Below are 24,047 nucleotides of genomic sequence, written 5' to 3' on the forward strand. Positions count from 1 at the left end.
CCACTTCCTCTAATTCATGAATTTTAAACTTCAATAAAGTTTTCTGATTCTTCCATCCGGACTGAAACAAGTTTGGAGACGCCTGACTCCTGCATCGTAATGCCATATAGGACATCGGCCTCTTCCATCGTGCCTTTGCGGTGAGTAATCACGATGAACTGCGTTTCCCTGCTGAACTTCCTTAAAAATTGACTGAACCGGACGACATTCGCCTCATCAAGCGCTGCCTCGACTTCATCAAGGATACAGAACGGTACCGGACGCACTTTTAGAATGGAAAATAAAAGGGCTATGGCTGTCAATGCTCGTTCTCCCCCGGATAAGAGGCTCAAATTTTGCAGTTTTTTCCCAGGAGGCTGTGCAATGATATCTACCCCTGTATTTAGTAAATCATCCGCATTTGTCAGTTTCAGCTCCGCTCTGCCTCCGCCAAATAAAGCTTTGAAAACTTGTTCGAATTCTTCACGGATTGAATAGAAGGTGTCCGCAAAGCGCCGCTTCATTTCATCATCCATTTCATCGATGACTTGGAATAATGTATCTTTAGCCTGTTGAAGGTCTTCCTTTTGACTAAGAAGGAATTCATAGCGTTCAGCTACACGTGCGTATTCATCAATTGCACCTAGATTCACCGTTCCCAGTTCCTCGATAGCAAGCTTGATGAGCTTCACCCTTTTTTGAGCCTCTTCTGCAGGCATCATCAAAGGATACTGTTCTTTTGCACCTTCAAAGGAGAGGGTATATTCTTCTCTCAAATGGTCAAGGCGATTTTCCAGTTCGACATCCAGACGAGTTAATTTCACTTCTTCATCCTTTATCACTTCGACTATGCCTCTATAAAGTCGATTTTCTTCTTTCAAGGACAGTTCTAGCGTTTCAACTTCCTTTAGAAGCTCGTTTTTTTCCTGTTTTTTTATGGTGATTCCTTCAATTGCTCCATTTTTATCGAGCAATTTCTGTTGAGCCATATCTTCCAGGGACTCTTCCCCGCTTGAACTGTCTGTCATTTCATTGGTCAGAAGCCCTAAATCATCTTTGTTTTCGGCAAGTCTGCTTGTTTCCTTTGAAAGATCCGATTCAATGCGTTCCATTTTCTCTTTTTGGTTTTGTAGCTGCCCACGCTTAGAGGCCAGCATTACCCTCAATTCATTCGTTTCTTCAGCAAGACTCTCTTTTGAGGATTGTTGTGATTGCTTTTGTTCGGTCATTTCGGAAATCAATCGGTCCAACCCTTCAATTTCCGCTTTACATGATTCCAAAAGTTCTTCCAGCTCTTCAAGCCTTGCCGTTTTTTGCTGTTGTTCTTCTAAATAAGAATTTTTATCCAAATCATAAAGATGCAGCCGCTCATTCACATTTCTTTCCTGCAGCTCAACTTCCCGGAGTTCGCCTTTAAGGGTTTGTTCTTGTAATCGAAGTCTCTCTCCTGTTTTTCTGGTTTGTTCAAGCGTTTGCTCTTGAACACCCACATCCACTTTGAGCTGTTTGACTTGCTTTTCCAGCTGATTCGTTTTAGCTTCCATGGCAGCAAGTTTTTGATGGAGCTCTTCCAATTCTGTTTTCCTTGAAAGCAGGGAGGTCGTTTTTTGCTTTAAGGCTCCACCAGTCATTGAACCACCTGGATTGACGATATCCCCTTCAAGTGTTACGAAGCGGAAACGATGCTGCATCATTTTCGCCAGGTCATTTGCACCTTTTAAATCTGTGGTGATCATCACGGTTCCTAATAGGTTTTCAGCAATTGCTGCATGCCTATCATCATATTGGATCAATGAGGAACCCGTCCCCACAAAAGCTGAATGACTCTTCAGCATCGATAATTGGCTAGCTGATATCTCTCTTGCCTTTATGACTGATAAAGGTAAGAACGTCGCTCGCCCATACCTATTTTTCTTCAAAAAGGAAATGGCTTCCCGTGCATGTTCTTCGCGTTCCACGACAACATGCTGCATCGCTCCACCCAGAGCCGTCTCGATGGCCGTTTCATATTCCTTTGGGACTTTTATCAATTCTGCAACTGCCCCTTCAATGCCTCGAAGGGTTTCTTTCGCTTTCAAAACCTCTTTTACACCCTGAAAAAAGCCTGCATAATCATCTTCCATTTCTTCAAGCAGTTCCTTACGTGATTTTGCCTGTTGAAGGAATTGATAGGCCTTATAAAGAGTGGTTTCTTGTTTTTGATACGTATCTTTTGCCGCATTCAATTTATTCTGCTGATTTCGGAAATAAGTGACATGCTCTTCAAGCTGTTTTGTCATATTGTCCATCAGCTTTGAATATTCCACTTTTTTTGCAGTGATATCCATTCTTTCGGTTAAGAACTTTTCATTTTCCATATCAAGTTTGGCATTTTTATGTTCCTGCTGTGTTAGCTGCTGGAGCAGGTATTGTTTTTCGTTTTTAGCCGATGCTTGCTTGTTCAGCCACTCGATATAGTCACTCTTTTTCGCTTCGATCATCGCTTCGATATCACTATTGAATAGGCCTAGGCTTTTTTGTTTTTCATGTAAGGTTTCTTGAATCCCTTTCACTTCCAAGTTCAGTGCATTCAGGATTTCCGTTTCTCTTTCCTTTTGCAAAGACAGACGCTCGACAGCAGCCTCACCTTCCACAATCGCTTTTTCTAGCTGTGACTTGTTTTGGGCAGCATTTTTTTTCCGTTCTTTCAAAACCTCTTTACGGCCTTCAAGCTTTTCAAGTTCTTCGCTGGCATTCAGGAGAATTTCCTGCAGTCCATTGATCGATGTCTCGAGCGTCGCTAGACTATCCCTTAGCTTTTTGAGATGCGCTTCCCTGTCATGAAGCTGTCCTGCCATTTGCTGTTCCATTTCATTATGTTTTTCAAGTTCCTGCGACAGTTTTTCCCATTTTTCATAAAGTTCTTCTATTTCAAAAACAGTTAAAGCCACTTCTATTTGCTCAAGTTCGTCTTTCTTCGCCAAAAACTCCTTTGCGAGGGAAGACTGTATTTTTAACGGCTCCACCTGCCCCTCCAATTCATGGAGGATATCATGGACACGGTTTAAGTTATCCTGTGTTTCCGTCAGCTTCGATTCCGCTTTTCGTTTTCTTGTTTTATACTTCAAGACACCGGCCGCTTCTTCAAAGATCACTCGTCTCTCTTCAGCCTTACTGCTTAGGATTTCTTCCACTTTCCCTTGGCTGATGATTGAAAATGCTTCTCGACCAAGACCGGAATCCATGAAAAGATCTATGATGTCTTTCAGACGGCAACCTTGATTATTAATGAAAAATTCACTTTCTCCCGATCGATATACACGTCTTGTCACACTGACTTCATGAAAGTCAATCGGCAGGGAATTGGTCTCGTTATCAAGGGTCAATGATACTTCCGCAAAATTCAATGCTTTCCTCGTGTCACTTCCCGAAAAGATGATATCTTCCATTTTTGCTCCACGCAATGATTTAGCAGACTGCTCTCCAAGTACCCAACGGACCGCATCGGTCACATTACTTTTACCGCTTCCGTTTGGTCCAACCACTGCCGTGACACCAGGTACAAAATCAATCGAAATTTTCTCTGCGAAAGATTTAAATCCTACAACGTCCAAACGTTTGAGGAACATGACCTTTCCCCCTCTACTGTTCAACTATCTTGTTGATTTTTTTCTTTTAAAACGATCAATGCATGCTCGGCAGCATGCTGCTCCGCTTCTTTTTTGGACTTTCCTATTCCAGATCCCAGCTCTTCCCCATTCAGGGAGACGGTCGAAACAAACTCCCGATTATGAGCTGGTCCTTTTTCCTGCAAGATCTTATATTGCAGGACACCGATGGCATCCCGCTGGATCAGCTCCTGAAGCTGGCTCTTATAATCCATCACATGAGAAAAAGCACCCTCGTCTATCTTCGGATACACGACATTCGTCAAAAACTGCACAACTGGCTCTAATCCTTGATCAAGGTACAAAGCACCAATGTAGGCCTCGAATACATCCGCAAGCATGGCAGGCCGTTCTCTTCCACCTGTCATTTCTTCCCCTTTTCCGAGTAATACATATTCCCCGTAAGAAAGGCTATTAGCAAAAGCAACAAGGGAAGGCTCACACACAATGGCTGCCCTTAGTTTGGTAAGTTCACCTTCGCTCATCATCGGATATTTTTGATATAAGTATTTAGAGATGGTCAGTTCAAGTACAGCGTCCCCCAAGAATTCAAGCCTTTCATTATCTTCATAAGGCTTACGGCGATGCTCATTCACATAAGATGAATGTGTAAAAGCTTGTTTCAATAAATTTTCATCTTTAAAATGAAAACCCAGATTTTCTTGCAACTGCTTAAATTTATTATCCTTGATTGATGGTTTACGATTATTTCCGTTCCTACGCATCACACAAAACCCTCCAACGGTTCAAAAAGCATATTTTTCCAATATATAAAAAGAAACCTGGCAGGAATTCCTGTCAAGCTTTCCTATGTACCATCATACATTATTATCCGCTTAAAGAAAACTAATGGCAAAAGACCACTGCCATGCAGGCGGAGCATACCCTTGCACACGCTCATTCCCTTATCTGCCGCTGCATCAAACTTCTTTAAGCAATAAGAGAAAGCCCCGTTAAAAAACGGAGCTTTTAGTCAAATGACATTCATTACATAGTGCTTTGTATGTAATTCACAGCATCACCCACTGTGGCGATTTTTTCAGCGTCATCGTCCGAAATTTCCATATCAAACTCGTCTTCGAATTCCATGACTAGTTCAACTACATCCAGGGAATCGGCACCAAGATCTTCTTTGAAAGAAGCTTCAAGTTTTACTTCTGATTCTTCTACGTTCAAACGATCTACAACGATTTTAGTTACTCTTTCTAATACATCTGCCAATGTGTTCACCTCCCCTCAAGACATTATAAATTAATTTCGAAAAAAATCAAAGAAAACTTACATGACCATGCCGCCATCTACATGAAGAGTTTGCCCGGTCATATATTTGCTGGCCTCAGAAGCGAGGAAAGACGCCACTGCAGCAATATCTTTAGGGTCACCGAACCGTGCAAGCGGAATTTGGTCCAGCATGGCTTTTTGGACGTCTTCAGACAATTCACCAGTCATATCCGTGGAAATGAAACCTGGGGCAATCGCATTGACCGTAATGCCTCTTGAAGCAAGTTCCTTTGCCGTGGTTTTAGTCAGGCCGATCACACCAGCTTTAGCCGCTACATAATTAGCTTGCCCTGCATTCCCGCTGACGCCTACGATCGATGCCATATTGATGATCCTGCCGCTGCGCTGCTTCATCATTTGCCTTGTAACCGCTTTGGTGCATAGGAACACGCCTTTAAGATTCGTATTGATCACAGAATCCCATTCATCTTCTTTCATACGCATCAATAGGTTATCACGTGTGATACCTGCATTATTAACAAGGATATCCACTCTGCCAAACTGTTCGACGACCTCTTTGATCATGCTTGTCACCGAGTCACTATTTGCAACATCGCATTGGATGGCGAATGCTTTACGGCCCAATGCCTTGATTTCATCAACCACTTCATTCGCTTTAGCTTCACTGCCAGAATAGTTGATGGCAACGTCTGCTCCCTGACGGGCAAGTTCTAATGCAACTTCCCTGCCAATGCCTCGTGAAGCTCCTGTTACAAGTGCTTTTTTACTTTCGAGGATCATGCTTGTACCCCCTTCAAAGTTTCAATAGTTTTATTTAGAGTATCTATATCGGATACCGAGTGAATTTGAACGGAACGATCAATTTTCTTTATCAATCCGCCCAATACTTTCCCCGGGCCCACCTCGATGAACGTATCCACGCCCAATTCAAGTAGATTTTTTACACTGTCCTCCCAAAGTACCGGTGAATACAGCTGTTCGATTAATTTTTCTTTTATTTCAGCAGGTGCTGTAATGGGCCTGGCCGTTACGTTTGAAATGACAGGAATTTCTGCCTGTTTGAAGCTTACTTCATCAAGGACACCCTGTAACTTTTCTGCTGCCGGTTTCATCAATTCCGAATGGAACGGTCCACTCACTTCAAGAGGAAGAGCCCGTTTAGCCCCATTTTCCTTGGCTTTTGCACTGGCAAGTTTAACCCCTGCCGAGGTGCCTGAAATCACGATTTGCCCTGGACAATTAATATTGGCCAATTGAACGGATTCACCTGTGGCAGTAATTTCAGAAGTGACATCAGATAGAGGTTCCCGGTCCATTCCCAAAATCGCAGCCATTGAGCCTTGTCCATTCGGTACAGCAGCTTCCATGAATTCACCACGCTTACGCACTGTATATACGGCATCTTCAAAAGAAATTGCACCAGATGCCACTAATGCCGTATATTCACCTAAACTGTGCCCGGCTGTATAATCTGGTTTGATTCCCGCTTCTTCCAACTCCTTGACAAAAGCATAACTCGTGGTCAATAAAGCAGGCTGTGCATTATATGTCACCGTTAATTCTTGTTGTGTGCCATTAAAGATCAATTCAGAAAGTGAAAAATCAAGTTTTTCATCAGCTGTCCGAAAAATTTGCTGAGCACGCTCGTTTTCCTGAAATAAGCCATGCCCCATTCCTATTGATTGTGATCCTTGTCCTGGAAAGACAAAAGCAATTTTACCCATTTGTTACTCCCCTGCCTCTATGATTTATTATTGTTGTTTTTCTATCGTCTCCGCAATTGTCGATATGACGTCATTTCCAACCATATCGCGAGTCTGGCGTATTGCATTATAAACCGCATTCGCATCTGAAGAACCATGAGCCTTAATGACAGGGGCCTTCAAACCGAATAGGCCAGCACCGCCATACTCCGAGTAATCCATTTTATTTTTTATGCCTTTTAGTTCAGGCTTTACCATTGCTGCAGCCAACTTACTCTTGAGATTGCTCATCAAGGCTGCTTTCACCATTTTGAATACGCCCAAAGCAGTACCTTCCAGAGTCTTTAACACCATATTTCCCGTGAAGCCGTCCGTAACGACAACATCTGCCGGCCCGCTTAGGAGGTCCCTTGCCTCTACGTTACCTATAAAGGATATCTCCGATGATTGCTGCAGTAATGTAAAGGCATGTTTAGTCAGTTCATTCCCTTTTTTTTCTTCTGTTCCGATATTAAGTAATCCGACACGGGGCTTTTCGATTCCACGCACTTTTTGAGCATAAACAGAACCCATTATGGCGAATTGAAGGAGATGCTCCGGTTTCGCATCGGAGTTCGCGCCTACATCAAGTAGTACAAAACCTTTACCATCGATTGTTGGAAGGGTGGGAGCCAATGCCGGACGCTCAATACCTTCTATCCTTCCGACCACAAACAGGCCTGCAGCCATTAGCGCCCCGGTATTGCCTGAAGAAATGCAAGCATCGGCTTCTCCATCAGCCACCTGCTGTGCAGCCAATACCATCGAGGCGCCTTTCTTGCGGCGAACCGCACGAACAGGTTCATCGGTACTTAATATTTTTTCATCAGTATGTATAACCCTTATTCGGCCATGTTTCGCTAAGTATTGGTTAATCTCAGACTCATTGCCTATCAAGGTGATTTCCACATCGGAAAAAGTCTCGACAGCTTTCATCGCTCCCAAAACCTGTGCCTCGGGAGCATTATCGCCACCCATTGCGTCTATCGTTATCTTCATTTTATTTCATCCTTTACTAGCAAGTTAAGAGCGATACATTTCGAACTCGCCTTTAAAAACCAGTTCATTACCCACGTAGCTTTTAACCTCCACCACGGAACGATCGTTGGTGTGGTCCACGTTTTTGACCCTCGCTTTAGCTACCACTCTTTCATTTTCCTTTACAGAACGAGTAAATAAAATGGATGCTTTCGCAGTTAATGCCAATTCATCGTTTATGACTGCTACAGCCAATGAATTTGCTTGGGCAAAAAGGTGATGCCCCCTTGCAATTCCATTCCGCTTAAAGACATGCTCTTTATTTATATCCAAAATCGAAATTGCATTGTCATCTAAATTAAGATCAATTACTTCCCCGATGATTTCATCCAAAGGCAATGCCCTGATTTCGTCACTGAATTTTTTCTCGGCCACGCTTTTAATACGTTCACGCAGTTCCGGTATCGATAATTCAAGACGGTCAAGCCTAATGGTCTGGACGCTCACCGAATATTTTTCAGCCAGCTCCTCATCTGTTACAAAAGGATTCTGTTTAATCGTTTCGATTAATAATTGCTGGCGTTCCTTCTTATTTCTCCGCATATTGAAGGTCACCATCCGTAGTATTATGACTAGGTACTAATAGTAGTATATATATTTTAAAAACAGATTGCAAGATATAGCGTAAAATCTCACAATCTGCTATTGATTGTTTATTCAGTTCAGTCCAGTTTCTCTCCCGTAAATACGCCCGTTCCCTCTAAATAGTTCCGTAGTGGTGCATACTCCGGGTAATGCCAAAAGCTTTGGGAGGCAATCAATTTTGCAGCATCCGCCCTTGCCACTTCCAGGGTCCTGTAGTCATGGACCATGTCAGCTACCTTGAACTCGGGAAGGCCGCTTTGTTTTTTACCAAAGAAGTCCCCGGGGCCACGAAGTTCCAAATCCTTTTCAGAAAGGGCAAAACCATCGTTTGTTTCGGTCATGATTTTCATCCGTTCTTTGCCGACTTCCGTTTTCGGATCGGCCAGCAGGATGCAAAAGGACTGATCACTCCCCCGTCCAACCCTTCCGCGTAACTGATGCAACTGTGAAAGACCAAAGCGCTCCGCATCATAAATGACCATTACCGTTGCATTTGGAACATTCACCCCAACCTCGACAACCGTCGTGGAAACAAGGATTTGAGCTTCATTGATGCTAAACTGCTGCATCACTTCGTCTTTTTCATCCGCGGGCAGCCGTCCATGCATAAGTCCCACTTTGTACCTGTTCGCAAAGTACTGTGTCAGCATTGCATGAACATCAAGAACATTCTGTAAAGAATCGAGTTTCTCCGACTCCTCAATCAATGGGCAGATGACGTAAGCCTGTCTCCCTTTCTTTAGTTCCTTTTCGACAAAGGTTAATATCCGATCTAGCATTTGGTGTTTCGCCCAATAGGTTTCTATCGCTTTACGCCCGGCAGGCATTTCATCAATCGTTGAGACATCCATTTCCCCAAACGCTGTAATAGCGAGTGTTCGAGGGATCGGTGTAGCCGTCATGAAAAGTACATCTGGATTTGTGCCTTTTTCACGAAGGATTCGGCGCTGCTCCACTCCGAAACGATGTTGTTCGTCCGTTATGACTAGACCCAGGTTCCGAAAATTCACTTCATCCTGTATCAACGCATGAGTTCCTATCAAAAGATCTAACTCCCCGGATTCTAGCATTTGCAGTAGTTCCTTGCGCTTTTTGCCTTTTACCGAACTTGTCAACAATGCGACCTTTACTCCACTCGGTTCCAACATTGCCTTCAAGGATTGAGTATGCTGCTCAGCCAAGATTTCCGTCGGGACCATAAGTGCACCTTGGAAACCTGCTGTAATCGTCGCCTTCAGGCATATGGCGGCAACCACCGTTTTTCCAGACCCGACATCCCCTTGAAGTAGGCGATTCATCCTGTAGGGAGATTTCATGTCATTCATTATTTCCTCGACGACTCTATTCTGAGCGTTCGTCAAAGGAAAAGGGAGAGTGCCAACAAAGGCTTCCAGCTGCCCCATGTCAAACTCCTGGCCAATTCCTTTTGACTGCTCCCTCTGCACTTTACGAAGTGCCTGCATTTTAAGTTGAAACAATAAAAATTCTTCATATACAAAACGGCGTCGAGCCTTTTTTACATCATTGGCCGATTGAGGGAAATGCATGGTACGAAGAGCATCTTCACGCGGCATCAGCTTGTATGCCGCCAGTAATTGCGGGGGCAGATTTTCTTCTATCATTGTCCCATATTCAGAAAATGCATTGGAGATAAAGCGGCGGAGCCCTTTGACAGTAATGTTGCCCTTCACTGAATACACCGGTTCGAACTCTTTCTCCCGGCTACGATCACCAACGTGGCATTCCGAACCTGTAATGGTTTGGCGATGACGATCCCACTTTCCTGTTACCGTTACATTTTCGCCTATCGCAAGCTTTGGCTTCAGATACGGCTGGTTAAAAAAAATGACATTTATCAAATATCTTCCAGTCAGCACTTTAATTGTAAGCCTGGATTTTTTCTTTCCGAAGTACCCTAACGTGGGCACTGTATGAACCTTGCCTTCTACTGTAACCCGCTCATCATGTTCGACCGATTCTAAATCCCTCAATCGGTAATCTTCATAGCGATATGGGAGGTGCTCAAGGAGATCCGCGACGGTATGGATCTCCATTTCCCCCAATGCCGCTGCCGTTTCGGCCCCAATTCCTTTTACTGCTGTTATGGATTCCTGTAAAGTCGAGTTCACTTCTTATTCAGCTGTAAGCCAAAGATTTTCGCTTCCAACTCCCGCCCAGTCGGTGTAGCCGCTAAACCTCCTTGTGCAGTTTCCCTAAGAGCCGATGGCATCGTTTGCCCGATTTTGTACATCGCATCAATTACTTCATCACATGGTATACGGCTTGTGATCCCCGCTAACGCCATATCTGCGGCAACCATAGCATTGGCTGCACCCATGGCGTTCCGCTTCACACAAGGTACCTCCACAAGCCCAGCAACAGGGTCACACACAAGACCAAGCATGTTCTTTAATGTGATAGCCATCGCTTCTGCACTTTGTGCAGGTGTCCCCCCTGCCATTTCAACGATGGCTGCAGCTGCCATACCCGAAGCAGAACCCACCTCCGCCTGACAGCCCCCTGCGGCCCCAGAGATGGATGCATTATTTGCTACTACAAAACCAAACGCCCCTGCAGTAAATAGGAACTCAATTTTCTGTTCCCGATTCGGTTTTAATTTGTTTTGCAAAGCAAAAAGGGTTCCAGGCACAACACCAGCAGATCCAGCAGTCGGTGTCGCACAAATTGTTCCCATGGCTGCGTTCACTTCGTTTGTTGCCACGGCCTTGCTTACCGCATCCAATAGCAGTTCACCGGATAAGGAGTTTCCGGATTTAATATAATTCTGAAGAAGGACCGCATCCCCTCCCGTCAGGCCGGAAACGGACCGTACACCTTGAAGTCCCTTTTGAACCGCCTGTTCCATTACATCCAGGTTGACTCCCATCTGGTGGATGATTTCTTCACGCCCTTTTCCTGTTACTTCCATTTCTTGTTCTATCATCAGCGTTGAAATTTTTTTCTGCTTTGATTCAGCTAATTCTACTATTTCCGCTACATTTCGAAACATGATTTCTTCTCCTTCCTAAGTGGAAACGATTGCCCTATCAATCCACAATCCTTGCTACTTGAGTGATGTTGGGGAGTGCTGTAATTTCAGCGATGACGTGATCCTCCAGGTTATGGTCGACTTCAATCGTCATCAAGGCCATCTTCCCTTTCTCTTTTCGGGAAACTTCCATCTGGCCAATATTGATCTGATGCTTGGCTAATATGTTTGAAACATTGGCAATGGCACCAAATCGATCATCGTGAACGACGAGTATGGCAGGGTTGTGCCCGGAGAGCCTTAATTTAAACCCGTTCAGTTCGACGATTTCGATCTTTCCACCGCCAATCGATATTCCGACAAGTTCCAGTTCACCATCTTCATCACCAACTGTTATTTTTGCTGTATTGGGATGTTCCGGTACAGCTTCTTCTTCCCGAAAAGTAATTTTCAGTTTCTTTTTGCGTGCTATTTCCAGAGATTCTTTGATTCTCTCATCAAATGTATCAAAATCGAGTAAGCCTCCTACAATCGCTACATCCGTTCCATGGCCTTTATATGTTTTGGCAAACGATCCGTAAAAAGAAATATGGGCCCATTTTGGTTCCCGGTCGAATAAATTCCTGGCAACCCTACCGATCCTTGCAGCTCCTGCTGTATGGGAACTAGAGGGGCCGATCATGACAGGACCTATTATATCGAATACACTTCTAAATTTCATGATTTGCTCCTCCTTCTACACACTGGGAGTTAGTTTAATAATAAAGCTTGATATATTGTAATTACAATTACGCTGTCCGTAATCCTTCTTTTTCATAAAAATAAAACTGCATAGCCTAATGACATATGCAGTTTATTGCCTTTTATTTTTTTCATGACACTCCAAACATAGAGACGAATAAGTCTCCTCTATGTTCAAGGCCCTCTACTTATTCAATTGAAAAAATAAAAGAATATAAAGGTTGTTTCCCATTATGGACTTCAACTTCAACGTCTTCGAAATTCTCATTACAAAACGCAACAAGACCTTCGACATCTTCAGCAGCGGCATCTTCTCCATATAAAATGGTAAGGATTTCTGAATCTTCATCAATCATATGGGAGAGAAGATTTTTTGCCGCTTGTGTCATATCTTTATCCTTCACTTTGATTGTTCCTTCAGCAATTCCCATGAAGTCCCCGGTCTCGATTGTAAGACCATCAATGTTGGTATCCCGGACAGCATAAGTAATCTGGCCCGTTTTCACATGCGAAAGGGCTTCGTTCATCGCTTTTTTATTCTCTTCAGCATCAAGTGAAGGGTTGAAAGCCAACAATGCAGCCATTCCTTGCGGTACTGTTTTCGTCGGGATAACAGTCACATGATCCCCAAGTACATCTGCTGCCTGATTGGCCGCCATGATGATATTTTTATTGTTAGGCAAGATAATCACATGATCTGCATGTGACTCTTCGACAGCTTTAACGATATCCTCCGTGCTAGGATTCATCGTTTGTCCGCCTTCGATCACGGACTTAGCGCCGATGCTTTTGAATAATTCGCTGATGCCAGCCCCCATCGCCACTGACACTACAGCGTACTTCTCTTTGGTGGACGGTTTAGTTTGAAGCGGTGTATTCGTATCACCTACAATCGCAGTATGCTGTTCACGCATATTGTCGATTTTCATTTTTATTAAACTACCATATTGCTGTCCATAATTCAGGCACGTGCCAGGCTGTTCAGAGTGAATATGTACTTTGACAACTTCATCATCTGAGATGACTAATAAAGAATCTCCGTATTCACTTAAATCATTCCTGAATTTTTCTTCATCAAAAGATTCATTCGCAAGTTTTTCACTTTCCAACCGGACCATGAATTCCGTGCAGTAGCCATACACGATATCTTCCGTGTTCATATGCCCTTGTACATTCATGTGATGTTCGGCACTGATCATGTCATCCATGCTTGGGCCATTTGCAGATCGGACTGGAAGGGCTTCACCTTTCAGCTCAGCAAGGAAACCTTCATAAACAAATACCAACCCTTGCCCGCCGCTATCAACGACTCCCACTTCTTTTAAGACTGGAAGTAGATCCGGTGTGCGCTTTAATGAAGCATTGGCCTCCGTAACGATTTCTTCCATTACCTGAATAAGGTCCACATGCTCGGCTGCTGATGAAACCGCTTGCTTGGCTGCATCTTTTGCAACTGTTAAAATGGTTCCTTCAACAGGTTTCATAACAGCTTTATAAGCTGTCTGAACCCCTGCTTCAAAAGCTTGGGCAAATTCTTCACTATTGATTTCCGATTTATGTTCAATCGCTTTAGCAAAACCGCGGAACAGTTGCGATAGGATAACTCCCGAATTGCCGCGTGCGCCCATCAGCAGTCCTCTTGATAGGGACGTACCCACCTTCCCGATGTGTTCCTGGACGTTATTTTGCACTTCCTTCGCTCCCGAAGTCATCGATAAATTCATATTCGTTCCTGTATCTCCATCAGGAACAGGGAAAACATTCAACGCATCAACCATTTGGGCATTAGCCGCTAAATGGTTGGCACCTTGAATGATCATTTCTGCAAAGCGTTTTCCGTTTAAACTTGTAATTGACACAAAACTTTCCTCCTATACTTAAGGGTTCGTCACACGAACTCCCTGTACAAAAATGTTAACGGAATCAACAGCTAATCCTACAGTTTTGTCCAGAGTGTACTTTACCTTTGATTGCACATTATGTGCAACTTCCGAGATTTTCGTTCCATAACTTACGATAATATACATATCGATATGAACTTCTTCCTCTTCTTGTCGGACAATTACACCCTTTGTAAAGTTTTCTTTTCTTAAAATTTCGGCAATGCCGTCTTTAAATTGTTTTTTGGAAGCCATTCCTATAATTCCGTAGCAATCCACGGCTGCACCGCCTGCTACAGTAGCGATAACATCATTAGAGATATCAATTTGTCCATACTTCGTTTGTAATTCGATAGACATTTTCTTTTCCCTCCCAAAAAATCAAATCAACTAAAGACATTTTACTATAATGTCTATGGTTTTAAAAGTAAATGTCTACGGTACTATATATAATTCAATTTTGAAGTATGTATGTCAAGGTATTTTTCTTGAAAGTAATTAACTGAAGTATTGCATTCTAACGGTAGGTATGATAAATTATTAAAGTATTTTACAAAGACTTAAGACGACTGCGAAAAACTTAAGCTTGTTGTAGTTAGGAGGGAATTTAACATGGCACGTAAATGTGTAATCACTGGAAGAAGAACTCGTTCTGGTAACAGCCGCTCTCACGCAATGAACGCTAGCAAGCGTACATGGGGCGCTAACCTTCAAAAAGTACGTATTTTAGTTGACGGTAAACCTAAACGTGTATACGTTTCTGCAAGAGCTCTTAAATCGGGCAAAGTAGAACGCGTATAATGTTACGGCATCCTCTTAGGATGCCTTTTTACTTGTATTGGCCGGTATTTAATGGGGATGGTTACAATTCATTGATCAGCTCTAGCCCGCATCAAGAAAGGAAGCCTTCACCCATTAATGGAGGGCCGCCGCTATCATTTTCCGAAAAATAACACCTCCCTATATTCGAGAGGTGTCATGGAGATAAGTATCAGCCTTTTTTAAACGCTCCGAGCATAGCCCTTACCAAACTGCCCAGAACTTTTGGCAATTTAATCGTATAAAATTTCATCATGCCCCTCCTCTTTGCATCCCACAAATAAGATGAAGTGGAATTTTTCTATTACAACATAAGCTTTTAAGCGGATATAGGATGATCGTAATTATATCCGAATCTGCTCTAAGCATGAATTTTAATCACTGCTTCTTATCACCATTAATATGCCTTTCTCAAATGAAACATTCCCAGATTCGGAAATTAGTTCATTGCTAACGCAAAGCGTCGATCCTATTTGCAAACTTGCATCATTCAGTGGATATTTAAAACCCGAAAGAGTAATGCCGGTGACTTCCGCCGTTACAGGAAGCAATGACAAGTATTTCTTATCATTCAATACAGTGACCTCATATGAACCTGCAGTCTTTACTGTGAATATATTTTGCTGATCAACTATGTATATATCTATATCGCCATGGTAAGGGAGGACACTTTCTTTTTGGAGCAGCTGGATATTTCCAAGAAAATGGTCCATTCTCCCCCCTGTAGCACCCAGAATGTGAATTTCATTTGGCATTTGCCCTAATGCCCATTTAAATGCGATTTCTAAATCCGTTTCATCCTTTTCCGAAGAATATAGATTGATTTTTTCCAGCCTTTGCTCAATCTTCTTATATTCACCTTCCGAAACTGAATCAAAATCCCCAAAACCGCACTTAGGTTCGATACCTTTTTCAAGCAAGGACCATACCCCCCTATCAACACCGACCCAAAGATCAGTCTTCTCCTTATACCATGTAAGATCCGGCCAAAGACATTCAGGACCTCCAGCCATTATACTAATAATCATCTAAATCATCCTTTTCTATATAATTCAATTGATAAAAAAAACCGATCACCACCATACGAATATGATAGTGTCGGCTTATATCACTTTCCCCGGATCTTTTTAATCGCTGCGTGTCGATCTTCTTGATTATATATTGCCGAGCCGGCCACCAGGACTGTCGCCCCTTGTTCAATACATAGTTTAGCCGTTTCTTCATTTACTCCGCCATCAATCTCTATTTCTAAATTCTGATTATACATTCCTGCCATCACCTTCACTTCGGCAATTTTGGGCAGTACGGATTTAATGAACTTTTGCCCGCCAAAACCCGGATTAACCGTCATCAACAATACCATGTCAATATCTGCGATTATAGGTTGGATCAAGGAAGCTGGAGTGGCTGGATTAAGCACCACGCCTGCCTTCACACCAAAAGATTTAATCAATTGGATCGTCCGATGCAAATGAGTGCATGCCTCTACATGTACAGTTATATAATCGGCTCCCGCTTTCGCAAAAGCTTCGATATAACGATCGGGCTGTTCGATCATTAAATGAACATCAAGAGGAAGCTTTGTCACCGGTCGGATAGCATCGACAATTAGTGAGCCTATTGTAATATTCGGAACGAAATGCCCATCCATGACATCTACATGGATTAAATCCGCTCCGCCTCTTTCGACATCAAGAATTTCTTCTCCCAATTTTGCAAAGTTAGCTGATAAAATGGAGGGTGCGATTTTAACCATTTTAATACCTCGGCTTTCTATCTCTGATTTCTTCTAAGAATTGCATATAATGCTCATATCGGTAACGTGGAATTTCCCCGACATCAACCGCTTCCTTCACTGCACACTTCGGTTCTTTATCATGGAGGCAGGCCCGGAATTTACAGTCTTCCCCATGCTTATGCATTTCCGGGAAGCAATAGGATAACCGTTCAGCTTCCATTTCCATGAATTCGAGTGAACTGAATCCTGGAGTATCCGCGACAAGTCCAGAGCCAATATGAATCAATTCAACGTGGCGGGTGGTATGCTTCCCACGTCCCAGGTGTGAAGAAATATCATCCGTCTTTAAAGCCAATTCAGGATTGATCGCATTCAGCAAAGACGATTTCCCAACTCCGGACTGACCGGCAAATACACTGGTTTTTCCTTCTAAATACGGCACCAGTTCTTCAATTCCTCCTGCTGTAACTGAAGATGTCTCCAGTACAGTATAGCCAAGTTTCTGATAATCCTTGATATACTGGGACAATTTCTTTTGGTTTTCAGCAGTAACCAAGTCCAGTTTCGTCACGACGATAATGGGTTCGATTTCGTTATCTTCGATCAGCACGAGAAATCGATCAAGCAAGCCTGGACTGAAATCAGGTTCTACTGCCGAAAAGACAAGGATTGCCTGGTCTACATTGGAGATTTGCGGACGTATCAATTCATTCTTTCGCGGTTTTATTTCGGTCACGGTCCCGTCCGTTTTATTTTCCGCTTCAAAAACCACATAATCACCCACAAGTGGCGTTATCTTATTCTTCCTGAACAATCCCCGTCCGCGGCATTGATATACCTCTTGACCATCAAGGACATAATAAAATCCACTTAATGCTTTTATAATCTTTCCTTCGGGCATAACCACACTCCTAATTATTAGATTTATTCTGGATAAGAGACGGCTTGGTCGATGATGACCTGATTGTCCCGCATGACTTTATATCCTGCTTTCTTATCCGGGGAAACCATTAATTCGATCGTTCTATTGGCATTTTCCACGATAAAGAAAGTTTCTTTGGGCTCCGTCATGCTATTATTGATATCCTCAATGAAAATTTGTATTTTTTGCGCTTTGCCTGGTTCAACCGGTTCATACTCGATTTTAACTTCCTCCGTTACACTCTTAGGAGGAATCTCTTCTTTCCCTTTTGAAAGGACTACTTTCACAGTACTTCCCTTTTCCACCTTCGTTGCAGGTTCCGGTGACTGAGAAATAACAAGCCCCTCTGCTACGGAATCATCATAGACTTCTTCTTCGACCTCAACCTTTATTCCACTCTCACTTGAATAATCATTAAGGCCAGCTTCATTGAACCCCGTTAAGTTCTTCAAGCTAAGCAGATCTTCCCCTTTACTGACCGTTAACTCAAGTTCCGTTTCGGATGGTATGATTTCAGTGGCACCCGAAGGCGATTGTTCTATGATCGTGCCGGCAGCACTGTCATCATATTTTTCAGTCACGCTTATGTTTTTGAATCCCATTTTATCAAGCAGGGATTTAACATCAGAGTAGTCTCGACCTTCATAGCTGGACAATGAAATCGTCTCCTTACCAATACTTTGATAAATATCGATTTCTGCGCCTTCCTTGACCGTCTTACCTTCCTTAGGGTTGGTTTTAATCACAAGCCCAGCTTCAACCTCTTCATCTTCAATCTCGATCGTTTCTCCAATTTCCAAATCCAATTCAAGCAGATCAGTAATGGCATCATCCAATTCTTTCCCTTTAAGGTCAGGGATCGTCACTTCCTTCGAAACAAGGAGAGGAGGTAAAACAGTGACAGATAAAACAGCAAGCAGGGCGAGAACCAAAAAGGTGGTTACCAAGATGGCAGGCATATTCTTTCGTTTTTTACCTTTGTGTTCCGACTTACTTTTTTGTTTCTTCTGTTTCTTTTGTTTTTTCTGTTTCTTTTTCGATTTACTCTCTGCCTCTGATTCACTTTCTTCTTCGTCCGCATAGACTAATGTATTTTTTTCAGGACCCCTAATGATTGTCTCATCGATGCTTGAAAGTTGATCATCCGTTATGACGGGGATGGCTTTTGTTGCATCATGATCTTCGGGAATCGCAAAAGGCAGTTCATTTGAACGCTCCGGATTAAGCGACGTCCGCATGTCATCTTCCATTGAGTCCACGCTCTCATAGCGGTAATATGAATCTTTGGCTGTCGCTTTCAAGATAATATTTTCCACACTCTGAGGTATTTCAGAGTTCCAGCGTTTTGGCGAAGGAGTTTCCGATTGTAAATGTTTAAGAGCTATCGAAACGGCTGATTCACCCGAAAAAGGCAATCTCCCCGTCAATAATTCAAACATGACGATTCCAAGTGAATAAATGTCGGATTTCTTATTGGCCATACCGCCTCTGGCCTGTTCAGGAGATAGATAATGAACCGAGCCCAAGACTGCGTTGGTCTGCGTTATGTTTGTTGCACTTAGGGCCAATGCAATTCCAAAGTCCGTAATCTTGACGGTTCCTTCTTTATCAATCAAAATGTTCTGTGGCTTGATGTCACGATGGATGATCCCATTATGATGGGCATGGGAAATCGCTGCCGTTATTTGCTTCATGATATCCAAGGCTTCATCAATTGGGATTGGATAATATTTTTGTATGTACTGCTTAAGCGTAAAACCGTCCACGTACTCCATTACAATATAATAGATGGAATCTTCTTCACCAACATCATAAATACTTACGATATTTGGATGGGCCAAACTGGTTGCCGATTGGGCTTCCCGATTGAAGCGCTTGATGAACTCTTCGTCATTATTAAAATCCATGCGAAGGATTTTCAATGCAACATCCCTATCTAAGATCATATCCCTTGCAAGATAAACATTCGCCATACCGCCGCCGCCGACCATCTCGATCAGTTTATAACGGCCGTTGATTCTTCTACCAATCAACATTCAATTCACCTGCTTTCACTTTCTTCAGTAAATTGAACAAGCACAAGTGTGATATTATCTTCCCCACCGTAGTGATTGGCCTTATCTATTAATGAATTGGCCATTTCTTCAAGTGGCCGTCCATTGGTTACCGTTTCTTCCAGTTCCTGTTCACTCACTTTATTCGTCAAACCATCCGAACAGAGCAATAGTAAATCATTCTCTTCGAAGATAACCGTCAAAATGTCCATTTCCACTTGTATTTCCGTTCCCAAGGCTCGTAATAAAACATTTTTCCGTGGATGGTTTTCTGCATCTTCCTTCGAAATCTGCCCGGAACGGACCAGTTCATTAACAAGTGAATGATCTTCCGTGACCTGCTTAAAACCACTCTCATTATACAAATAACATCGGCTGTCCCCAATATTGGCAATGGTAGCAAACTTGTCTGTGCAAATGGCTGCAACAATAGTGGTCCCCATGCCCTTACATTCCGTATTCGCTTCTGCATGTTCAAAAAGCAACTGATTGACCAAGAAGATTTGCTGCTTCAGCCAATCCTCGGCATCATTTGCCGTTTCGATGCCGGTGGATACTTCCCAGCCCTTTTTCAGAAGGTCTATCGTCATTGCACTGGCTACATCCCCGGCACGGTGGCCGCCCATGCCATCTGCAACGATGGCAAGGCGAATGCCTTCCGAGTTCTTAAAGATCCCGCCATTATCTTCATTATGCTGGCGGACTTTTCCACGGTCTGTCCTAAATATTGCCCTCATAGGGTCACCTCGTCTCTTCTTTGCGCTCCTTGGCCCGAAGCTGGCCGCAGGCTGCGTCAATATCACTGCCTTGTTCCCTTCTGATCGTTACATTAATGCCGCGCTTCTTCAATGTTTTTTCAAACTCAAAAATTTGATCCCGAGGTGTACGTACATAGTTGCGTTCAGGTACATAGTTGACCGGTATTAAGTTGACATGGCATTTTATTCCGGTTATTAAATTTGCTAATTCTTCTGCGTGCTCCACTGTATCATTTTCGCCACCGAATAGACCATATTCAAAACTTACGCGGCGCCCTGTTTTTTCTGTATAGTATTTAATGGCTTCAATCAAGTCTGGAAGTTTGTAGGCTTTATTGATCGGCATCAATTTACTTCTCAATTCCGTGTTCGGTGCGTGAAGGGAAACAGCAAAGTTTATTTGCATGCTTTCTTCGGCAAACTTATAGATCTTAGGTATGATTCCACTTGTGGAAACGGTAATATGACGTGCCCCGATGTTCAAGCCCTTTTCATGGTTTATATTCTTCAGGAAAGACATCATATTGTCATAGTTATCAAACGGTTCACCGATTCCCATGATAACAACAGAACTAACGCGTTCTTCCGATTCGTCAAGTGCTTGCTGAACTTTAACGACCTGGGCAACAATTTCCCCTGATTCAAGATTCCGCTTTAAACCGCCAAGTGTCGACGCACAGAATGTACAGCCAATTCTGCAGCCTACCTGCGTTGTCACGCAAATGGAGTTTCCATATTCATGGCGCATCAGCACCGTTTCAATCGAATATCCATCATGGAGTTCAAATAAAAACTTTATCGTTCCGTCATTTGACGTTTGCTGAATCAACGTTTTCAATGTTGTGAAGGTGAATTGTGATTCCAGCTTATCCCGTAATGTTTTCGAAAGGTTGGACATATCTTCAAAACTGGAGACACGCTTTTTGTAAAGCCAGTCATATACTTGATCGGCACGGAATGCCTTCTCTCCATTTTGAATAAGCCATTCTTTAATTTGGTGAAGCTCTAATGAGTAGATCGATGGCTTTTCAGGTGTCGTGTCTTTTCTTACTCTTGATGATTTAGTTATTTCTGCCATTACAGCACCTTCTTTCTAAAACTCGCAATAAAGAATCCGTCACTGCTAAAATATTGCGGAAAAACTTGCAGCGTATGACCTTCGATAAATGGCTGAACGCTTTCAGGCATTCTTGTGGACAAGGTTGCATCGCTTTCAAAATCCGGATGGCTTTCCAAAAATGCCGCAGCGACTTTTTCATTTTCTTCTTTATCCACCGTACAGGTACTATATACTAACCTCCCGCCTTGCTTAACAAGCGGGGCAGCCGATTCCAATAATTGTTTTTGTATACTTGAGAGTTTCATTATATCATCTTTTGTTTTAGTGTACTTTACATCAGGCTTCCGGCGCATGACTCCCAACCCAGAACATGGTGCATCGATCAGGACCCTGTCAAACCCTTCCTTATTAAAGTGTTCTTGCACTTTTCTGCTATCAAGGGCCATTGTCTTAATGTTGTTTCTGAGTTTCAGGCGCTCCGCCTGCTCTTTAATGAGCTTGACCTTATGCTCATGAAGGTCGAGGGCATATACTTGTCCAGTGGTCAAGCCTTCTGCGATATGTGTCGTTTTCCCTCCAGGTGCAGCACAGCAATCAAGTACAGCATCATTTTCATTCGCACCCAATGCATGTGCTACAAGCATTGAACTCTCGTCCTGAATAGATAAATATCCCAATTTATAGCTTTCTGAATGAGCAAGATTCCCTTTATAACTGACAATTCCTTCAGGAACGACTTCACTTGCTTCCACATCAAATCCTTCTTCCGTTAATATGCTGATTAGTTCACGGCGTGAAATCTTCTTTAAATTAACCCGTCCCGTCTGTAATGGTGCCGTTAAGTTTATTTCACACATTTCCTTGGTTTTTTCATAACCAAATTGCTCTACCCAACGCTTGACCAACCAAATTGGATGACTTACTTCTATGGAAAGCCGTTCCAGTTCATCTTTAATATCATCTAAAGAAGGAACACCATTTCTTTGAATATTACGAAGCACACCATTCACCATGGAAGATGTACCCTTGTGACCGCGCTTTTTGGATATTTCGACAGCCTCGAATATGATTGCATGATCAGGCACTTTGTCTAAATAGACCATTTGATAAACGGAAAGTCTGAGTAAGTTGATGACCCAGCTTTGCGTTTTTTTAGGTTGTTTAATATACGGTCCCAAATAATAATCCAAAGTCATCTTCCGCTGAATGGTACCGTAGCTTATTTCTGTAAGCAAACCGCTGTCCACGGCGGATAACTGGTGCTTTTTAATCAAGTTGTTCAATAATAGGTTACTGTAGGATTGGTTTTTCTCTACAGATTCCAAAATATCGAGAGCGATTTCACGTACTCCCTTTTTAGTTTGCTTCATTATGTTCTCCTAACTTCATGCCTGCTTTAATGAACGCCCCGGCTCCGAGCAAGTAATCTTTCGACAGCATTTTTTTCTTTCCTGAAGGCTGCACTTCTGTTACTAGTATTGCCGTCTCATTACCTGTCGAAACGATGAAACCATCATTTTGTATATCAATGACCGTGCCCGGCAAGGCCTGTTTGCCGTCTTCAAGTTTCTTTACTTGCCAAATTTTCAATATCGAACCGTCTAAGGTTGTATAAGCAACAGGCCAAGGATTCAGGCCGCGTACATGGTTATAGATGTCTTCCCCTGATTTCGACCAGTCGATTTTTTCCTCCGACCGTTTGATATTAGGTGCAAAAGACGCTTTAGCCTCATCTTGCTTGATCGCCTGTAACTCATCATTAATAAGTTTCGGAAGTGTCTCTGCAAGTAAATCCGACCCTATCTTGCTTAATTTATCATGCAGTGTACCGACATTGTCTTCTTCCTCTATAGTAACTGCGGCCTGAGACAATATATCACCGGCATCTAATTTTTCCGCCATATACATGATGGTTATCCCAGTCTTTTCTTTCCCCTGTAAAATGGAATAATGGATGGGTGCCCCTCCACGCAGTTCAGGAAGCAGGGAGGCATGTACATTAATACAACCGTACTTAGGGGCATCCAACAATTCATTCGGAAGGATTTGTCCGAAAGCCGCCGTCACCACTAAGTCAGCATTCAATGCAATGATCTTTTCAAGTTCTTCTTTTTCACGTATTTTTTCGGGCTGATAAACGGGAATCCCCTGCTTTTCGGCTTCGACCTTAACTGGCGGTGGCGTTAGCACCTTTTTGCGTCCTACTGGACGGTCGGGCTGTGTGACAACAGCGATCACATCATACCCTTCATCAATGATTCTTTTCAATACCGGAACTGAAAAGTCCGGTGTACCCATAAAAATAATTTTTGTCATTCTTCTCCAAACCTTTCTAACTCTTCTTCCGAAATATACTGGGAAACCTTACTTGTAAATAAAACTCCTTGCAGATGGTCGATTTCGTGTTGAAGGGCCCTTGCGAGGAAGTCTTCCGCTTCTATCTCGAAAAAAGACCCTTTTCTGTCTTGTGCCCGAACTTTGACACGATATGGACGCGAAACTTCACCATATAAACTCGGGAAGCTCAAGCATCCTTCCACACCAGTCTGTTCGCCATCGATTTCCAGCACTACCGGATTAATCAGTTCGATTGCACCTGATCCTTCCTCTATTTCAACGACGGCCACTTGCTTTTTCACGCCAACCTGAGGTGCTGCAAGTCCAACGCCATCCGCCTCCACCATCGTTTCATACATGTTATTTAACAGCTTTGCCAACTTTTTATCAAAACTTGTTACTTTATCGCATTTTTGTTGTAAAATTTTTTCAGGAAACAAAACAATCGGTAAAATAGCCAAAATTAAAGGTACCCTCCTAGATATGAAAAACAACACTTCATTATATAAAAACGCA

23 protein-coding genes are annotated in these 24,047 nt (G+C 42.9%); 1 reads left to right on the forward strand and 22 read right to left on the reverse strand.

Annotation, left to right across the window (positions count from 1 at the left end; all coding sequences use genetic code 11):
- Window positions 1-23: 23 nt before the first annotated feature.
- The 12 genes from smc to IOC57_RS03990 all read right to left on the reverse strand — a co-directional run bounded on the left by smc (window position 24) and on the right by IOC57_RS03990 (window position 14,203).
- Entirely contained in the window at window positions 24-3,587 is a 3,564-nt protein-coding gene (gene smc / locus IOC57_RS03935) for a chromosome segregation protein SMC (protein ID WP_207437499.1), read from the reverse strand.
- Window positions 3,588-3,607: 20 nt separating this feature from the next.
- A complete protein-coding gene (gene rnc, locus IOC57_RS03940) occupies window positions 3,608-4,351 on the reverse strand; it encodes a ribonuclease III (RefSeq protein ID WP_207437591.1) in 744 nt (247 codons plus the stop codon).
- A 262-nt stretch (window positions 4,352-4,613) separates the two neighbouring features.
- Complete coding sequence (locus tag IOC57_RS03945; RefSeq protein ID WP_034313729.1) at window positions 4,614-4,847, reverse strand: acyl carrier protein; 234 nt, start codon at window positions 4,845-4,847, stop codon at window positions 4,614-4,616.
- A 57-nt stretch (window positions 4,848-4,904) separates the two neighbouring features.
- A complete protein-coding gene (gene fabG, locus IOC57_RS03950; RefSeq protein ID WP_207437592.1) occupies window positions 4,905-5,645 on the reverse strand; it encodes a 3-oxoacyl-[acyl-carrier-protein] reductase in 741 nt (246 codons plus the stop codon).
- Window positions 5,645-6,592: an ACP S-malonyltransferase gene (fabD, locus tag IOC57_RS03955; RefSeq protein ID WP_207437500.1), complete on the reverse strand. Its 948-nt coding sequence runs from the start codon at window positions 6,590-6,592 to the stop codon at window positions 5,645-5,647. The genes fabG and fabD overlap by 1 nt, the downstream gene beginning before the upstream one ends.
- A 27-nt stretch (window positions 6,593-6,619) precedes the next feature.
- A complete protein-coding gene (gene plsX / locus IOC57_RS03960) occupies window positions 6,620-7,609 on the reverse strand; it encodes a phosphate acyltransferase PlsX (protein WP_207437501.1) in 990 nt (329 codons plus the stop codon).
- 24 nt (window positions 7,610-7,633) lie between these two features.
- Window positions 7,634-8,191, reverse strand: coding sequence for a transcription factor FapR (gene fapR / locus IOC57_RS03965; protein ID WP_207437502.1), 558 nt, complete (start codon window positions 8,189-8,191; stop codon window positions 7,634-7,636).
- Between the two features lie 119 nt (window positions 8,192-8,310).
- Window positions 8,311-10,362, reverse strand: a complete 2,052-nt coding sequence (gene recG, locus IOC57_RS03970) for an ATP-dependent DNA helicase RecG (RefSeq protein ID WP_207437503.1) — start codon at window positions 10,360-10,362, stop codon at window positions 8,311-8,313.
- Window positions 10,359-11,243 (reverse strand): L-serine ammonia-lyase, iron-sulfur-dependent, subunit alpha, encoded by an 885-nt coding sequence (gene sdaAA, locus IOC57_RS03975; protein ID WP_207437504.1) that lies wholly within the window; start codon window positions 11,241-11,243, stop codon window positions 10,359-10,361. The genes recG and sdaAA overlap by 4 nt, the downstream gene beginning before the upstream one ends.
- A gap of 37 nt (window positions 11,244-11,280) precedes the next feature.
- Window positions 11,281-11,943: an L-serine ammonia-lyase, iron-sulfur-dependent subunit beta gene (gene sdaAB / locus IOC57_RS03980; protein ID WP_207437505.1), complete on the reverse strand. Its 663-nt coding sequence runs from the start codon at window positions 11,941-11,943 to the stop codon at window positions 11,281-11,283.
- Between the two features lie 208 nt (window positions 11,944-12,151).
- Window positions 12,152-13,822: a DAK2 domain-containing protein gene (locus tag IOC57_RS03985; RefSeq protein ID WP_207437506.1), complete on the reverse strand. Its 1,671-nt coding sequence runs from the start codon at window positions 13,820-13,822 to the stop codon at window positions 12,152-12,154.
- Window positions 13,823-13,840: 18 nt separating this feature from the next.
- Window positions 13,841-14,203: an Asp23/Gls24 family envelope stress response protein gene (locus tag IOC57_RS03990; protein ID WP_048684651.1), complete on the reverse strand. Its 363-nt coding sequence runs from the start codon at window positions 14,201-14,203 to the stop codon at window positions 13,841-13,843.
- A 252-nt stretch (window positions 14,204-14,455) separates the two neighbouring features.
- Here IOC57_RS03990 and rpmB point away from each other — a divergent pair, with 252 nt between their 5' ends.
- Window positions 14,456-14,644, forward strand: coding sequence for a 50S ribosomal protein L28 (gene rpmB, locus IOC57_RS03995; protein ID WP_034313767.1), 189 nt, complete (start codon window positions 14,456-14,458; stop codon window positions 14,642-14,644).
- 190 nt (window positions 14,645-14,834) lie between these two features.
- Here rpmB and spoVM read toward each other — a convergent pair whose 3' ends face one another.
- The 10 genes from spoVM to def all read right to left on the reverse strand — a co-directional run bounded on the left by spoVM (window position 14,835) and on the right by def (window position 23,992).
- Window positions 14,835-14,915, reverse strand: a complete 81-nt coding sequence (spoVM, locus tag IOC57_RS04000) for a stage V sporulation protein SpoVM (protein WP_034313769.1) — start codon at window positions 14,913-14,915, stop codon at window positions 14,835-14,837.
- A gap of 121 nt (window positions 14,916-15,036) precedes the next feature.
- Window positions 15,037-15,690 carry a thiamine diphosphokinase gene (locus IOC57_RS04005; protein ID WP_207437507.1) on the reverse strand — a complete coding sequence of 218 codons (654 nt, stop codon included), beginning with the start codon at window positions 15,688-15,690 and terminating at the stop codon, window positions 15,037-15,039.
- 80 nt (window positions 15,691-15,770) lie between these two features.
- Window positions 15,771-16,418 (reverse strand): ribulose-phosphate 3-epimerase, encoded by a 648-nt coding sequence (gene rpe / locus IOC57_RS04010; RefSeq protein WP_207437508.1) that lies wholly within the window; start codon window positions 16,416-16,418, stop codon window positions 15,771-15,773.
- A 1-nt stretch (window position 16,419) separates the two neighbouring features.
- A complete protein-coding gene (gene rsgA / locus IOC57_RS04015; protein ID WP_207437509.1) occupies window positions 16,420-17,301 on the reverse strand; it encodes a ribosome small subunit-dependent GTPase A in 882 nt (293 codons plus the stop codon).
- Between the two features lie 23 nt (window positions 17,302-17,324).
- The gene (gene pknB, locus IOC57_RS04020) at window positions 17,325-19,358 is read right to left on the reverse strand and encodes a Stk1 family PASTA domain-containing Ser/Thr kinase (RefSeq protein ID WP_207437510.1); all 2,034 of its coding nucleotides are present in this window, start codon (window positions 19,356-19,358) and stop codon (window positions 17,325-17,327) included.
- A gap of 5 nt (window positions 19,359-19,363) precedes the next feature.
- A complete protein-coding gene (locus tag IOC57_RS04025) occupies window positions 19,364-20,113 on the reverse strand; it encodes a Stp1/IreP family PP2C-type Ser/Thr phosphatase (protein WP_207437511.1) in 750 nt (249 codons plus the stop codon).
- Between the two features lie 4 nt (window positions 20,114-20,117).
- The gene (gene rlmN / locus IOC57_RS04030; RefSeq protein WP_063231900.1) at window positions 20,118-21,212 is read right to left on the reverse strand and encodes a dual-specificity RNA methyltransferase RlmN; all 1,095 of its coding nucleotides are present in this window, start codon (window positions 21,210-21,212) and stop codon (window positions 20,118-20,120) included.
- Entirely contained in the window at window positions 21,212-22,564 is a 1,353-nt protein-coding gene (gene rsmB, locus IOC57_RS04035) for a 16S rRNA (cytosine(967)-C(5))-methyltransferase RsmB (protein WP_207437512.1), read from the reverse strand. The genes rlmN and rsmB overlap by 1 nt, the downstream gene beginning before the upstream one ends.
- The gene (gene fmt / locus IOC57_RS04040; RefSeq protein WP_207437513.1) at window positions 22,551-23,510 is read right to left on the reverse strand and encodes a methionyl-tRNA formyltransferase; all 960 of its coding nucleotides are present in this window, start codon (window positions 23,508-23,510) and stop codon (window positions 22,551-22,553) included. The genes rsmB and fmt overlap by 14 nt, the downstream gene beginning before the upstream one ends.
- A complete protein-coding gene (gene def, locus IOC57_RS04045) occupies window positions 23,507-23,992 on the reverse strand; it encodes a peptide deformylase (protein ID WP_207437514.1) in 486 nt (161 codons plus the stop codon). The genes fmt and def overlap by 4 nt, the downstream gene beginning before the upstream one ends.
- Window positions 23,993-24,047 lie beyond the last annotated feature (55 nt).

Origin of the sequence: Bacillus sp. SD075 (genome assembly GCF_017355165.1) — a bacterium.
GTDB lineage: Bacteria > Bacillota > Bacilli > Bacillales > DSM-1321 > Peribacillus.